At 61.8% G+C, this 14276-nt stretch carries 11 protein-coding genes; 5 read left to right on the top strand and 6 right to left on the bottom strand.

The window, feature by feature from the left end:
• Nucleotides 1–29: 29 nt before the first annotated feature.
• Nucleotides 30–1808 carry an SLC13 family permease gene (locus F3089_RS11890; protein WP_151441012.1) on the top strand — a complete coding sequence of 593 codons (1779 nt, stop codon included), beginning with the start codon at nt 30–32 and terminating at the stop codon, nt 1806–1808.
• A gap of 4 nt (nt 1809–1812) precedes the next feature.
• Here F3089_RS11890 and F3089_RS11885 read toward each other — a convergent pair whose 3' ends face one another.
• A complete protein-coding gene (locus F3089_RS11885) occupies nt 1813–2469 on the bottom strand; it encodes a YiaD family glycine zipper/OmpA-like lipoprotein (RefSeq protein ID WP_151441011.1) in 657 nt (218 codons plus the stop codon).
• Nucleotides 2466–3494: an alpha/beta hydrolase gene (locus F3089_RS11880; RefSeq protein ID WP_151441010.1), complete on the bottom strand. Its 1029-nt coding sequence runs from the start codon at nt 3492–3494 to the stop codon at nt 2466–2468. Before F3089_RS11880 ends, F3089_RS11885 begins: the two co-directional genes overlap by 4 nt.
• 172 nt (nt 3495–3666) lie before the next feature.
• On the opposite strand from F3089_RS11880, the gene F3089_RS16175 reads away from it, so the two are divergent.
• The 3 genes from F3089_RS16175 to F3089_RS11865 are packed head-to-tail and all read left to right on the top strand — an operon-like array spanning nt 3667 to nt 6952.
• Nucleotides 3667–4881, top strand: coding sequence for a methyl-accepting chemotaxis protein (locus F3089_RS16175; protein WP_151441009.1), 1215 nt, complete (start codon nt 3667–3669; stop codon nt 4879–4881).
• A 22-nt stretch (nt 4882–4903) separates the two neighbouring features.
• A complete protein-coding gene (locus tag F3089_RS11870) occupies nt 4904–5218 on the top strand; it encodes an STAS domain-containing protein (protein ID WP_151441008.1) in 315 nt (104 codons plus the stop codon).
• Between the two features lie 3 nt (nt 5219–5221).
• The gene (locus tag F3089_RS11865; protein WP_151441007.1) at nt 5222–6952 is read left to right on the top strand and encodes an ATP-binding SpoIIE family protein phosphatase; all 1731 of its coding nucleotides are present in this window, start codon (nt 5222–5224) and stop codon (nt 6950–6952) included.
• On the opposite strand, the gene F3089_RS11860 is transcribed toward F3089_RS11865, so the two are convergent.
• From F3089_RS11860 to F3089_RS11845, 4 genes are read right to left on the bottom strand one after another with little or no spacing between them, the layout of a single operon-like run.
• Nucleotides 6933–9773 (bottom strand): ATP-binding protein, encoded by a 2841-nt coding sequence (locus tag F3089_RS11860; protein WP_151441006.1) that lies wholly within the window; start codon nt 9771–9773, stop codon nt 6933–6935. The genes F3089_RS11865 and F3089_RS11860 overlap by 20 nt on opposite strands.
• The gene (locus tag F3089_RS11855) at nt 9770–10678 is read right to left on the bottom strand and encodes an alpha/beta hydrolase (RefSeq protein WP_151441005.1); all 909 of its coding nucleotides are present in this window, start codon (nt 10676–10678) and stop codon (nt 9770–9772) included. Before F3089_RS11855 ends, F3089_RS11860 begins: the two co-directional genes overlap by 4 nt.
• A gap of 25 nt (nt 10679–10703) precedes the next feature.
• Nucleotides 10704–11999, bottom strand: coding sequence for a TRAP transporter large permease (locus F3089_RS11850; protein ID WP_151441056.1), 1296 nt, complete (start codon nt 11997–11999; stop codon nt 10704–10706).
• A gap of 28 nt (nt 12000–12027) precedes the next feature.
• Entirely contained in the window at nt 12028–12945 is a 918-nt protein-coding gene (locus F3089_RS11845) for a TRAP transporter small permease (RefSeq protein ID WP_151441004.1), read from the bottom strand.
• Between the two features lie 166 nt (nt 12946–13111).
• On the opposite strand from F3089_RS11845, the gene F3089_RS11840 reads away from it, so the two are divergent.
• Nucleotides 13112–14239 (top strand): TRAP transporter substrate-binding protein, encoded by a 1128-nt coding sequence (locus F3089_RS11840; RefSeq protein ID WP_151441003.1) that lies wholly within the window; start codon nt 13112–13114, stop codon nt 14237–14239.
• The last annotated feature ends 37 nt before the right edge of the window (nt 14240–14276 follow it).

Raw genomic sequence — 14276 nt, 5'->3', positions numbered from 1 at the left:
GGTATTTCACAGATGACCCGAGAGGCGTAATGGACTGGAACGGCTGGATAAGCCTTATGACCGTGGCCGGTGTGCTCATCACTTTGATGACCACACGCCTTGGGACCGACCTGGTCATGCTCACGGCCCTGATCTTCCTGACCGTCTCCGGCATTCTGACCCACCAGGAGGCACTGGCCGGCTTCAGCAACAGCGGCCTGATCACCGTTGCCTTCATGTACGTGATCGCGGCCGGCATCCATAACACCGGTGGGCTGGACTGGATCATCAAGCACCTGCTCGGACACCCGCAAACGATACGGTACGCACAGGCCAGGGTCATCGCCCCGGTCGCCGGCCTCAGTGGCTTCCTGAACAATACCCCGGTGGTTGCCACCTTCATCCCGGCCATTGCTCGCTGGGCCCGCCACCACGGCATTCCCGTGGCGCCGCTGCTCATGACCCTGAGCTACGCCGCCATCCTGGGCGGCACACTGACGCTGATCGGCACCAGCACCAACCTCATCGTCAATGGCCTCTATATGGATCTGGCGGATACCGAAGGGTTCCACCTCTTCGATATCACCCGGATCAGTGTGCCGGTGGTGCTGGCCGGCCTTATCTTCATCGTGCTCTGGCTGCCATTCGTGCTCCGTGGCCGCCGGAATAATGGCAGGCAGATGTTCGGCGATTTCCGTGAATACACGGTGGAGATGGCCGTGGCCAATGACGGTCCGCTGGTCGGCCAGACTGTGGAAGAAGCCGGGCTGCGCCACCTTCAGGGCCTGTACCTGGTGGAAATCGAGCGCGAAGGCGGTGTGGTCACCGCCGTGCCGTCCGAAGAACGGCTGCGCAGCGGCGACCGCCTGGTGTTCGCCGGTGACGTCCAGTCGATCATTGAACTGCGCCAGATCCGGGGGCTGGTGCCCTCCACCGAGGAACAGCCCCTGCTTGCCAAGGAGGCACCAGAGCGGCGCATTGTCGAGGCCGTGGTATCCCCCGAGTGCCTGGCGGTGGGCAGTACCATCCGCGAGAGCCGCTTCCGGGAGAAATACGGCGCAGTGGTACTGGCCATTGCCCGCAACGGCAAGCGTATTGAAGGCAACCTCGGCAATATCCGCCTGGAATCGGCGGACACGCTGCTGCTGGAGGCGCGGCCCGTGTTCGTGACCCGACAGCGCTACTCGCGGGACTTCCTGCTGGTCAACGACACGGAAGAGGAAAGCCCGGACCACCGCAAGTCCTGGCGGGCCTGGACCATTCTGCTGGCGGTGGTGCTGCTGGCCGCCACCAACACCCTGTCGATGCTGCACGCCGCCATGGTCGGCGCACTGGCGATGATGGCCACCAAGTGCCTGAACCTGAACCTGGCCCGGCGCAGCCTGGATGGCCATGTGTTGCTGACCATCGCGTGCTCATTCGCGCTCGGTAATGCCATGGACAAGACGGGGGCAGCCGCCTGGCTGGCTCACGGTGTGCTCAGCCTGACAGCGGGGGACTACCTGCTGATGCTGGTGGCCACCTATGCGCTGGTCAACGTCATGACCGAGATGATCACCAACAACGCGGCGGCACTGCTGACGCTTCCGATTGTGCTGGCGATCACCCAGAGCACCGGCATGCCGGCGGAGCCCTTTGTGCTCACCCTGATGATGGCAGCCTCCGCCAGCTTCACTACGCCTCTGGGCTACCAGACCAATCTGATGGTCTTCGGCCCTGGCGGGTTCCGGTTCATCGATTTCATGCGCGCCGGCCTGCCCCTGAATATTCTATGCGGGATCATGACGGTACTGACCGTCAGCACCGTCTATCCCGGCGGGGCGGGCTGAGGCCTCACTCCATGGGCATCAGGTCGATCTCGACACGGCGGTTCTGCTGCCGTCCCTGCTCAGTATCATTGCTGGCGATGGGGAAGCGCGGGCCATAGCCGGTGGTATGAACACGCCCCTGCGCCACGCCCTTGTTGAGCAGGTACTGGGCCACGGACTGGGCGCGCCTCTCACTGAGCTGCTGGTTGTACTCAAAACTGCCGGTACTGTCGGTATGCCCGCCCACTGCGATGGCGGTCTGGTCGAACTCCTTCACCACCAGCACCACGGAGTCCAGCACATTGTAGAAAGACGAACGGATGTTCGACTGATCCACGTCAAAGGTGATATTGCCGGGCATGATCAGCTCAATCTTGTTGCCATCACGCTTGACCCGGACGCCGGTACCTTCGAGCCGCTGGCGCAGCTGTGCTTCCTGGCGGTCCATGTACTGGCCGATACCGGCACCGACCAGTCCGCCCGAGGCGGCGCCGATCATGATGCCCTTCTCACGGTCACCCTTGCTCGACGTCGCGGCACCAGTGGCCGCACCGGCAACAGCACCGATCACGCTGCCGATAACGGTCTTCGAGGTCTGCTGTTCACCGGTATAGGCGTCCTGGGTGGCACAGCCACTGACCATGGTCGTGCTCAGCGCAACAGCCATCAGCGTTTTTTTCATTCCTCATTCCCCTTTCTATGGACACCGGGCATGACGGCTTCCGCCAGCACCCGCTCAATCTCAGCGCCAACCGCGTCCTGAACCTGGCCCAGGATGGGATCCGCTTCGTTCACCAGATGATGCCTGCCCTCCGGGATCTGGTAAAGCCGCAGGCGCCGAAACTTACGCCGCAGCACGCGCAGGTTGTGCCGCCAGTCCACCGTCATGTCCTGCTCGCCCTGGACCACAGCGAGATCATAGTCCACCGGCAGTGCCGCCTCGATACGCGGGATCCAGCGTTTCAGGGCGGTCACCCAGTTCATGGCCATGAACCGGGACTGCAGCGGATCATGCTCCTTGAGAAAGCGCACGAACTCATTGTCATTACTGTTGGCGGTAAACACCCGCTTCCAGGTCTCCCGGAATGGATTCATCAGCATGTGCAGCCATTTGCCACTGCTGAAGCCCGCCGGCCGCACCAGTGGCGCCAGCAGCACCACACCGCTGAACGCAATGGCGTCCGGTGCCTCACGACAGGAAAGAAGGTAGTCAATCAGAACGGCGCCACCGGTGCTCTGCCCGACGCCAATCCAGGGCCCGGGCACACGATCCCGGGAAAGGCCCAGAACCGTTAGAAGAACCCGCTGGTACTCACGGAAACTCCCGATGGCGGTCGGCCGCCCGCTCGACAGACCATGCCCCGGCAGGTCATAGATCAGCACATTCAGCCCCAGACCGAGACAGTAACGGATCATGCGGGTATAGAGGCCAGCATGGTCAAAGTAGCCGTGGAAAATAAATACGGTCCCATGGGCACCGGGCTGCTCGTAATAATGCGTGGCGATACGATACCCCGCTGCCCGTATCCAACCCAGATGGTGGCGCACCGAAGGGAATTCCGAACCCGGTTCGAGACGGTAGAATGCCTGGTAGGCGGCAACCGTGGTATCCGGCTCCGGGGTCTGCGAGAAACTGAAGGGGGGAAGCGAGGCAACAACCGCGTCGCGGTCCCAACCGGGACGGGTGGCACTGTCGTGCTGCGGCATCCAGACTGATCCTGAACGTAGATTGAACAATACGCGCAGTCCCCGGCAGGCGTCATTCGCGGGATTCCCGTTTGACCCAGCGGCAGGACCGCATAAGCTTGTCTCAGACAACTGTGAAAAAGCCTGTCAATAATGACATCCAGACTGATCCAATGCACGGAACGGTGGCGTAATGCCCGAGATGCGTAGTAGTCGAGCCAACATTACCTCCCCTCCGATCCTGATGTCCGTGGGTCTTGCCATCGTCGTTCCCTGGCTGCACTGGCTCTTTCTGGGCGTGCCCACCACGGCTGCGGTCAGTCTCAGTGTGCTGGGTGTGGCGGGCGTGGGTGTACTCGGTATCTGGACGCTGAATCAGGGGCGTGAAAGCCAGGCGGAGCAGGCCCATGCGGCCGTGAACGACCAGTTCAGCGGCTTCCGGGAGCGGCTTAACGACATCCTCTCCACCTATCAGGACAACCTTGACCGCGTGCGCACCGATACCGGCCAGCTCAAGGGGCTTCTGGACGATTCCGTTCCGGACATGATGAACCTGTTTTTCCAGCTGCAGTCCCACCTGGAAACCCAGGATGACGTGATCCGGCGCATGCTCTCCGCAAGTGAATCCGTGACCGGCAACGATGATGATGGCGACGTCAGCTTCGAACGCATGGTCCAGGATGTCACCGCCGTGCTGGAGAACTTCGTCAACACCATCGTCGAGACCAGCCGGATCTCAGTGGAGCTGGTGGATACCATGGGCCAGATCACGGGCGAAGTGCAGAAGATCGACGGCAACCTGGGCGAAATGGACAGCATCGCCGGCCAGACCAACCTGCTGGCCATCAATGCCGCGATCGAGGCCGCTCGGGCCGGCGAGGCGGGCCGCGGCTTCGCGGTGGTGGCTCAGGAAGTCCAGAACCTGTCCAGCCGTTCCCAGCAGTTCAGTGAGGACATCCGCCGCAACGTCTCCACGGTCCAGGACCTGGTAACCCACGTCGAGCAGTCCATCAACGAGGTGGCCTCTCAGGACATGAACTTTGCCCTGCAGTCAAAGAAATCCGTTGAGTCACTGATGGAGGAAATCCGCACGTTGGACGCCTCGCGCAATGAGGCGGCCAACGAGCTGGCCGGCATCGCCGAGACGGTCAACGAGGATGTGAACACCGGCGTCCGCAAGATGCAGTTCCAGGACATGGTCGACCAGATCCTGCAGCGCGTGAACGACCGGCTGGCGCTGGTGGACGATTCGGTCATCCGCATCCGTGGGCAGACGGACCTGGAGCCGGAAACCTGGCTGCGCGAGCTGGCGGATGAAGTGGAGCGCGCACGCGATGAGCAGACGCGCATCCGAGACAACACGCTGACCCAGGACTCCATGTCCGAGGGCAGCGTAGACCTGTTCTGACCCCAACGAAGGACACTGACCCATGTTCAGCATTGATAAGCACGACGACGGGGAAGGCACTGTCACCCTTAACCTTTCCGGACAGTTCGACTTCAACGCCTACAGCGAATTCAAGCCCAAACAGACGGAAGCGCTGGACACCCCCGGCGCGCAATTCATTGTGCTCGACCTCAGCAAGCTGGATTACCTGGACAGTGCTGCTCTCGGAACCCTGCTCCTGCTGCGCGAGAAAGCCCAGGACCGCAGCATTGAAATCGTGATCCGAGGCGCCACCGGCGTTGTACAGGAGATCCTGGAGATCGCGCATTTCCAGCGCATGTTCCGTTTCATCGACTGATCCATGGAAGCGCCGTCGGAACTGACCATTCTGGTTGCGGAAGACGACCTTCTCAGCCGTCAGCTCCTGCAGTCCTACCTTGATGAGGAAGGTCACCGGGTGCTGGTCGCCGAAAACGGGCGTGAAGCGGTTGAAACCTTTTCCAGGGAATCCCCGGATCTGGTCATCCTGGACGTCAAGATGCCGGTCATGGATGGGTTGGAGGCCTGCCGCCATATCAAGGGGATGATGGAGCAGCGCTGGGTGCCCGTCATGATGATCTCCTCCAACAACGAGGAGCAGGATCAGGCGGCGGGCCTGAACACAGGTGCGGACTACTACCTGACCAAGCCCATCAGTTTCCCGATCCTGGCCGCGAAAGTGCGCGGCTCCCAGCGCATCGCCAACCTCCAGCGCGAACTCGAGCGCCGTAATACCGAACTCTCAAGCTATTATCGGCACAGCCGCGCCGAGAACGACCTGGCGCAGCAGATGATTGACCGGATCATACAGAACTACACCACGTCGGATACCCGGATCCATCAATCCGTACGTTCCCTGGAGCAGTTCAGCGGCGACGTCATATCAACCGTCAACTCGCATTCCGGCAACACCTATGCCCTCATGGCCGATGCCACCGGCCACGGTCTACCGGCCGCCATTACCCTCATGCCGGCCATGGAGATCTTCTACCAGATGAGCCGGCGCGGCTATGGCGTGGCCTCCATCGTGCGCCAGATCAACCAGCGCCTGCGGGCACGCCTGCCACCGAATCACTTCCTCGCGGCCACCGTGGTGCTGATCAACCCCCAGCGCCACGCCCTGATCGCCTGGAACGGGGCCTGCCCACAGGCCTATGTGCTGTGCCCGGAAGGCGCCATCCGCCACCGTATTCCATCGGCCCACCCACCGCTGGGCGTGCTGGATGACCAGGATTTTGACGACACCGCCCAGCTCTGCACGGTTAACGTCGACGACCGTTTCTTCGCCTGTACAGACGGGCTGGTGGAGGCGCGCAACGCGGATAACGAGATGTTCGGCAGCACCCGCCTGGAAGCCGTTCTGACCGGTTGCAGCACAAACCACAGCCTGGTGGAGTCGGTTACCGACGCAATCTCCCGGTTCCGGGGCACCAGGCTGCCGGATGATGACCAGTCCATGCTGGCGCTGGCCGTTGACACCCCAATGGAGGTGCCTTTCAGCAATGAAGACGGCATCGACCAGCCGCCGGAAAGCAGCGGCGATGACAACAGCATGGCGGGCTGGGACTTCCGGCTTGAGCTCCGCGGTTCCGATATCAGCCGAACGGAGATCGTGCCAACCGTCAACCAGGTCCTGGAAAACCTGCGCCTGGACAGGCGTCTGCGCCAGAAAGCGTTCGTGGTTTTGACGGAACTGCTCAACAATGCGGTGGACCATGGCCTTCTCGGCATGGAGTCCAGCAGTAAGACGGAGCAGGGGTTTGACCACTATGTGCAGGAGCGCCAGCAGCGCCTGGCCGCACTGAACGAAGGCTTCATCAAGATCCTGGCCACCCGCAGCCAGTACCATAACCGCAATGCCCTGAGGCTGATGGTCATGGACAGCGGTTCAGGATTCGATACCACCAGCTTCTCGTCAATGGATTCGGCGGATGAGGTGGCAACCCACGCCTACGGGCGTGGCATCCGAGTCGTGGCGAGCCTGGCCGACCGCCTCCGTTTTCTGGACAACGGCGCCAGCGTGGAGGTTGAGTTCACGATTGATCCGGACTGAGGTTGCGGATCTCCCGCGCCATCTCACGCACGGCCTGATCGAGTTCGGAGAGAGCGGCTTTTTCCGGCAGGCTGCCATCGCGGGCCGTTTTCTCCATATCCGACACAGCCTGCCAGAGCCGGCCGGCGGTGAAGTACCCCACCGCCCCCTTCAACCCGTGCGCCGCCTCGGCCAGGGCCGCCGCGTCATCGTCAGCGTGGGCTCTGGCGATCGCCTCCAGGTACTGCTCATGCTGCTGCTCAAACAGATCCTTGAGCGTGCCCATGAGTCGCGGGTTGCCGCCCAGGTTCCTCAGGACCAGATCCCGGTCCACCATGGGTTCCTGCGCCAGAGTGGTTCCCGAGGCCGGTTTGTCGCCGGCAGCACCTTCCTCAACCGTGGCCCCCGTGGTCGGATGCTCACCCTGTGCCAGCCACCGGCTCAACATGCGGTACAGCCCCTGGAACGTCAGGGGTTTGGTCAGGTAGCCATCCATGAAACCGGCCTGCCGGCTGTCGAGATCCGGCGCGCTGTGCGCCGTTACCGCCACCAGCGGGGTGTGGCGCTGATGGCTGGCATCCAGATCCCGCATCCGGATCGCCACATCATAGCCGTTCATATCCGGCATCTGGATATCCAGAAGAACCAGGTCAAAGACCCCCCCTGAAAACGCCTCCAGCGCCCCGGCGCCATCTTCGCGGCTGGTTACCCGCATGCCCAGTTCCCCCAGCATGGCTTCCCCGACATGGCGGTTGACCGGGTTGTCATCCACCAGCAGCACACTCGGTTCGCCGGCAAAGGACTCCACGCGCATGTCATCCTGATCGTCCTCCAGGCGGTGCACCTCTGTTTCGGACGCTGCCAGCAGCGGCAGTACGAACGAGAAGGTGGCGCCCTGGCCCTCCTCGCTCTCCACCTGGATGCTGCCCCCCATCAGCTCCACCAGACGCTGGCAGATGGTCAGACCCAGCCCGGTCCCACCATAACGTCTTGCCAGGGACGCATCCGCCTGGCCAAAGGGTTCAAAGATCCTGTCGCGTGCGGACGGTTCAATCCCGGGCCCGGAGTCCGTAATCCGGAACGCCAGGTTGCAGGTATCACCGAAGGAGGCACGGGAGTCGATGGCAAGGGTTACCGTCCCCTGCTGGGTGAACTTGAGCGCGTTGCCCAACAGGTTCATCAGAACCTGGCGCAGGCGCTGCTCGTCGCCGTGCAGGTGCCGGGGGACCTGCTCCTCTATATCGAAATGGAGCGTGACGCCCTTACCCTCCGCCTGCGGGCGGAAAAGGTTGTCCAGATTGCGCAGCATACGGTCCAGATCAAAAGGCCGGAGTTCCAGCTCAAGGCTGCGGGCCTCGATCTTGGACAGATCCAGCAGATCGTTGATGATCTCCAGAAGGCCGTTGGCCGAATCCTTGAGGGTCGACAGCTGCTCCTCGGCATCCGGTCGCTTCTGATCCCGCTGGAGCAGCTCGCTGATTCCGATAATACCGTTCAGGGGGGTCCTCAGTTCATGGCTGATGTTGGCCAGAAACTGGGATTTGGCCTGGTTGGAGCGATCCGCGTCCTCCTTGGCCTGGCGCAGCCGGTGTTCCAGCTCCTTGCGCCTTGTGATGTCGGTCTGGACGGCCACGAAATTCACCAGCCGCCCCCCATCATCATGCACCGGCTGGATATCCAGATCGAGCCAGTAGGTATGGCCCTGGCGACTGTAATTGAGAATCTCCTGGCGTACCGGTTCACCGTTGGCAATGGCAATGGCGAGCCGTCGCCGGGCCTGCTCATCCGTGTCCGGACCCTGCAGGAAATCCCCTGGCCGCAGTCCACGCACCTCATCCAGCGGGTAGCCGGTCAGTGACTCAAAGCTCGGATTCACCCACTCGATATGATCCTCAGCGTCGGTAATGATGACCGGGTTATCAGTCTTACGGGCCACCAGGGCCAGACGCCGCACCTCACTGGCTGCCTGCTCCTCGCGTTTGCGACTGCTGAGAAGTGCCTCCATGTCCTCGGCCACCAGCAGGAGCACCGGCCGATCCCGGACCCGGGAGGGGGTGATCCTGAGGCTCACCACACGTTCCTGGTCCGCCCCCCTGAGCGTCTCCGAGAAAAGATCCACGGATCCCTGATCCGGGGTGAGAGCCGCCCATTCGCTCAGCCGCTGCGGTGTCAGCGAGGGGAAAATGCCGCTGATGGCCAGCTGTTTGAGCGACTGACGATCGCTTGCTGTCCCTACAAGATCGGCCAGACCGTCATTGACGTAGAGCACCGTGAACGTTGTGGCATCCACCATGGCCACAAAATCATCGCTCTGCTGGATCAGCTCACTCACACGCCAGCCGAAGGTCTCGGCGCGGCGGGTCTCAATGTGTTTCATGACCACGCGCGCCAGCGACTTAAGCGATTCCTTCTGACGCTCATCCAGATGGCGTGGATGACGGTCCAGCACGCAGATGGTCCCGAGTGCATAGCCATCCGCGTTGACCAGGGGCACACCGGCATAGAACCGGACACCATGGTCCAGCGTCCAGGGGTTGTCATGGAAACGCTCATCCTCGCGGGCATCGGGGATCTCGAACACATCGGACTGGACAATGGCGTGACCACAGAACGAGGAGGAACGCTCCGGAATGAAATGCTCCCGGTTCACACCCACCGCAGCCTTGAACAGCTGCTGATCCCAGTCGAGCAGATTAACCATGGCCATTTCACTGCTGCAGACCTCGGCTGCGACGGCAACGATGTCGTCGAACCACTCTTCCGGGCTCCCGCTGAGCAGTTCGTACTCATCCAGAGCCGCCTGCCGCTCCGGTTCGTTATCCGGGATCGGGGCTTCTTTCATGACAGAAGATGGCGTTGGAAGAAATCAATCTGATCCGCGCATGAGCGCTCGAATCCATCCCCCACGTAGATATCGAAATGCCCCAGGTCCTCGTAACGCTTCAGTTCCGCCCGGCCTCCGGCTCTGCTCACGGCTTTCTCCGCTGCCTCCGGCGGCGCTACGGAATCACGGCCACAGACCTGGATCAATGCCGGACACGGCAGTCGACGCGCATGGCGCAGCGGACGGTAAAGCGGCAGCTGCAGTGCCAGTCTCGCCGCCAGCTCATTACGCCAGTCTGGAGGCGCAATAGCCCGGTACCCGTCATAGGCATCCTCGGTGGCCATGGCCGCCGTTTCACCCGGGCGGCCAACGATGGGCGCGTACAGGGGGGCGCCGCCCACCAGGGCGCGAAGCTGGTCCCTCAGTGCCAGGGTGCTCAGGCGCAGGATGCCACCGATGCCGGCATAGCTGACCACATTCAGTACAGCAGCCAGGCCGTCCATCATCGGGCCCTGAGCGGAAACCGCTGCAACACCGCCGTCACGGGCTGCTGCCACCAGCACATGCCCCCCCGAAAACGACGATCCCCAAAGCGCGATGCGCTCTGGGTCAATGCCCTGCTGCTGGCGTGCGAAATCAATGGCGCCCTGCCAGTCCGCCAGCTGGCGCTGCACGGACACCAGCTGCCGTGGCTCACCCGCGCTCGCCCCGAAATGCCGGTAATCAAAAAGCAGTACCGCAAATCCAGCCTCTGCAAAGGCCCGGGCATAGGGGACAAGCCCCGCATCCCGGGTACCCCCTAGACCATGGGCCATCACAATACAGGGGCACGGGCTGCGCGCGGGCGTTGCCGGCTGGAACCACCAGCCGGCCAGCGCCTCGCCCTCAACATGGAAACGGACCTCGGCGGGTTCGTGACTCATCAGGACCCTCCCGTCAGGATTGGTATCACCGCATCAGATTGGGCAGGAAGAGTGCGATCTGCGGGAACATGATCAGCATTGCAGTTGCGAACAGCAGGATCATGACAAAGGGCGGTGTTCCGCGGATCACCTCAAGATAGGGCCGCCGGAATATGGCCACGGCCGTGAAGATGTCACACCCGAAGGGTGGTGTTGCCGAACCAATGGCCGCCTGGAGCACCACCAGCGTCCCCACATGCACGGGATCCAGGCCCGCGGAGGCAATGGCCGGTGAGAAGATCGGCGTGAGCACCAGGATCACCACGATCGGGTCCACGAACATACAGCCCACGAAGTACGCCGCCGCAATCAGGATCAGCAGCTGATAGGGATGCTGGGAGGCCTCGGCCAGCATGTCTCCCAGCAACAGACTCGGAATCTGGGCAAAGGAGATCATCCAGGAGAACGCCATGCCGGCGGCTACCAGAATGAAAACCACGGCGGTGATCATGCCGGTGGAGAGCGCGATTTCGGGCAACTGGGAAGGCCGCACCTGCCGGTACAGAATCATCTCCAGGAACAGTGCATAGGCCACCGACATCGAGGCCGCCTCGGTGGGGCTGAAAGTCCCGGTGTAGATGCCGCCAATGATGATCACTGGAAAACCGGTGGCCAGACTGGCCCGCTTCAGGGCCACCATCCGCTCTTGCCAGCTGGCCTTTGGCAGCACCGGAATGCCTTTCCACACAGAGATGCCGTAACAGTAGATCGCAAACAGAGCCAGGATCAGAAGACCCGGGCCGATACCGGCAATGAACAGCGCCCCAACGGATGTGCCGGAAACAACACCATAGATGATCATGCCGATGGAGGGCGGAATCAGCAGGGCGATGTCGCTGGCGTTGATGATCAGCGCCATCGCGAATCGATCCGAGTACCCAGCCTCGATAAGCCTGGGCCTCAGTGGTCGCCCCATCGCCACCACTGTGGCCTGGGTGGAGCCGGAGACCGCCCCGAACAGCGTACACGAAACCGCCGTGGTCACCGGCAGCCCACCGCGGATGTGGCCCACAAACTTGCTGACCAGATCCAGTAATCGATTGGCCGTGTGGCCCTTGATCATGATGTCCGCCGCCAGTATGAACATCGGCACGGCCACCAGCACTGTCTGCTCCACACCCCCGATCATCTGCTGGATCAGGGTGGACTGATTGAGCCCCGAGAACTTCGCGGCCATCAGAAGAAGGGCGCCGGCCGTCAGCGGCACCATCATGGGGTAGCCCATCAGAAGAAGCACGATCATCACAGCGCCGACCACCAGCGCGACATCCGGCGTGGCCATGGAAGCCAGGTTGAGCCATTCAATCAGTTCAGCCACGGTCACGCTCCTCAGCCGCGTCCTCTTCGGGGTCAAACCCACCGGTCATTCCAGGATCCACACCCTCTTCCTCGTACTCATCCTTCTGGTACCAGGACAGGTAGTTCTCGGGAGAGATCAGGTTGCGGACCCCCGCGAGGAAAAACTGGATACCACCAAACAGAAAGCCCAGTGGCACGACCATGTAGTTGAGATAGACAGGGAAACCAGTGGATGATGTCACCCGGCACTGACCGCTGCGCGCCTCCACCATGCCGATGAACACGGCGAAGGTCCCCCAGGCCAGCAGTGCCAGAACCACCACTGCCACCAGCACCATCAGATGGCGCTGGATCCCGTCGAAACGGGTCAGCATCCGGGCCCCGCCCTCGCTGATCAGACGGATCAGGTGCCCGGCCAGCGCAATACCGACCAGCGTAACGAGAATGCCCGCCGCCAGCGGCATGCCGCCAACGGGCAGCGAAAACAGCCCCAGATCAACTGCCTCCGGCAGAACCCGGCAGGTGCGCTGCACGGCGCCGGCATAGTTCCACGCGAAATCCGCCAGCGAGAACAGCAGCCAGGCGGTGGTGAAACTGACAAACACAAGCAGGATTTTCTGTCCGAGGTGGGGAAGCAGATCGTGCAGCGCCGAAACCCGGATGTGACGGGCATGACGTGCCCCGATACCGATCCCCAGGAAGGTCACCATCACCAGAAGCATCTGCGCCACGTCGTTGGCGAACTGCAAACTGAAACCCAGCAGGTTGCGCGCGATGACATTGGCCACGGTCACCGTCGCCATACCGGCCACACAGAGAATCAGCGCGCTGCGCTCAAACCAGTCGAGACCCGAGTCGATCCAGTCAAAGGGCGCCTTAAGGGTGTTTCGCCAGCCACCGCTGTGGCCGACTTGAGGTTGGTCCGTCATGGGACTCTCCGCAGGTCGCTCATACGTAACAATAGTCTGACGATCCGGGGTTCGGCAACATTCCGGTACGCTTTGCCTGAAATTCACGTTCACTGCTTTTGCTGCTGTAAAGATGTGTTATGTTTAATGCGGATCAACAAGAAAATCCAACAGAGGGAGACAGGGTATGAACCAACCTCGCCAATGGCTTACGGGCCTGATCATGCTGCTTGCCATGGCATTTCTCTATGGCTGCTCTGATGGCGGTGACACCTCCAGCGACAGCTCCAGCAGCGGGCAGTCTTCGCAGGAGGAGATGGATCGCGATGAAGAGCTGGCGAAACAGCGCGAGTCCGACACGTGGCGCTTTGCGCTGGAAGAAGTCGAAGGCAGCGTCCAGGACGCCTACGCCCAGGAATTCAAGAGCCGCATTGAGGAGCGTACTGACGGTGAGGTGAAGGTTGAGGTGTACCCCTACGGGACACTCGGTACCTCCTCCCAGCTGACCGAACTGCTCCAGAACGGTGCCATTGAGATCGCCTTCGCTTCCCCGGGCCACCTGGCGGACGCCATCCCGGAAGTCGGCATCTTCACGCTGCACTTCGTGCTGTCCGAGGATCCCGACGTGAACCGCGCGGTTCTCTCCGACCCGGAGGTCTACGGTCTCTTCCAGCCGATGTACAACGAACAGGATCTGCAGCTGCTCGACATCATTCCGGAAGGCTGGATGGTCTGGAGTGGCGACAAGGCTCTGCGCAGCCCGAAAGACTTCAAGGGCTTCAAGATCCGTACCATGACCTCACCGATCCTGGTCGAATCCTATAAGGCCTATGGCGCCAACCCGACCCCGACCCCCTACTCCGAGGTCTACAGCGGCCTCCAGCTGGGCCAGATCGATGGTCAGGTGAACCCGATCTTCGCCATCGAAGAGATGAGCTTCTACGAGGAGCAGGACGTGCTCACTTCCGCACGCCACGCCCAGTTCATCACCACCCTGGCGACCGGCAACAACTGGTTCAACAACCTCTCCGAGGAGCGCCAGGAGCTGATTCTGGATGTGCGTGACAACATGGTGTCCTGGATCGACGAGAAGCAGCGCGAGTACAATAAGGACCGGCTGCAGACCATTCTCGACGAAGGCGGCACTGAATGGGTTGAGCTGACCGAGGAAGAGCGCGAGGTCTTCCGCGCAGCCAGCAAGGACGTGCGCCAGATCTATCTGGAACAGGCCGGCGAAAAAGGCCAGAAAGTCCTCGACACCATTCTGGAAAAAGTCGAGACAGCGGAAGAGGACATGGCGGACAGCGACAGCTGATCGCAGCCGTCCTCACGCCATACAAGCCCGGCTCCGG

Source organism: Halospina sp. K52047b, from assembly GCF_008709855.1.
Taxonomy (GTDB): domain Bacteria; phylum Pseudomonadota; class Gammaproteobacteria; order Pseudomonadales; family Oleiphilaceae; genus Halospina; species Halospina utahensis_B.
The sequence above is the reverse complement of the archived record's forward strand: the minus strand, read 5'-3'. Positions and strand labels throughout refer to the sequence as shown.

Coding starts and splice junctions, on each gene's coding strand:
- F3089_RS11845 (WP_151441004.1), bottom strand. CDS start 12,945: ATGACGGACCAACCTCAAGTCGGCCACAGCGGTGGCTGGCGAAACACC.
- F3089_RS11885 (WP_151441011.1), bottom strand. CDS start 2,469: ATGAAAAAAACGCTGATGGCTGTTGCGCTGAGCACGACCATGGTCAGT.
- F3089_RS11860 (WP_151441006.1), bottom strand. CDS start 9,773: ATGAAAGAAGCCCCGATCCCGGATAACGAACCGGAGCGGCAGGCGGCT.
- F3089_RS11850 (WP_151441056.1), bottom strand. CDS start 11,999: ATGGCCACGCCGGATGTCGCGCTGGTGGTCGGCGCTGTGATGATCGTG.
- F3089_RS11870 (WP_151441008.1), top strand. CDS start 4,904: ATGTTCAGCATTGATAAGCACGACGACGGGGAAGGCACTGTCACCCTT.
- F3089_RS11880 (WP_151441010.1), bottom strand. CDS start 3,494: ATGCCGCAGCACGACAGTGCCACCCGTCCCGGTTGGGACCGCGACGCG.
- F3089_RS16175 (WP_151441009.1), top strand. CDS start 3,667: ATGCCCGAGATGCGTAGTAGTCGAGCCAACATTACCTCCCCTCCGATC.
- F3089_RS11890 (WP_151441012.1), top strand. CDS start 30: ATGGACTGGAACGGCTGGATAAGCCTTATGACCGTGGCCGGTGTGCTC.
- F3089_RS11840 (WP_151441003.1), top strand. CDS start 13,112: ATGAACCAACCTCGCCAATGGCTTACGGGCCTGATCATGCTGCTTGCC.
- F3089_RS11855 (WP_151441005.1), bottom strand. CDS start 10,678: ATGAGTCACGAACCCGCCGAGGTCCGTTTCCATGTTGAGGGCGAGGCG.
- F3089_RS11865 (WP_151441007.1), top strand. CDS start 5,222: ATGGAAGCGCCGTCGGAACTGACCATTCTGGTTGCGGAAGACGACCTT.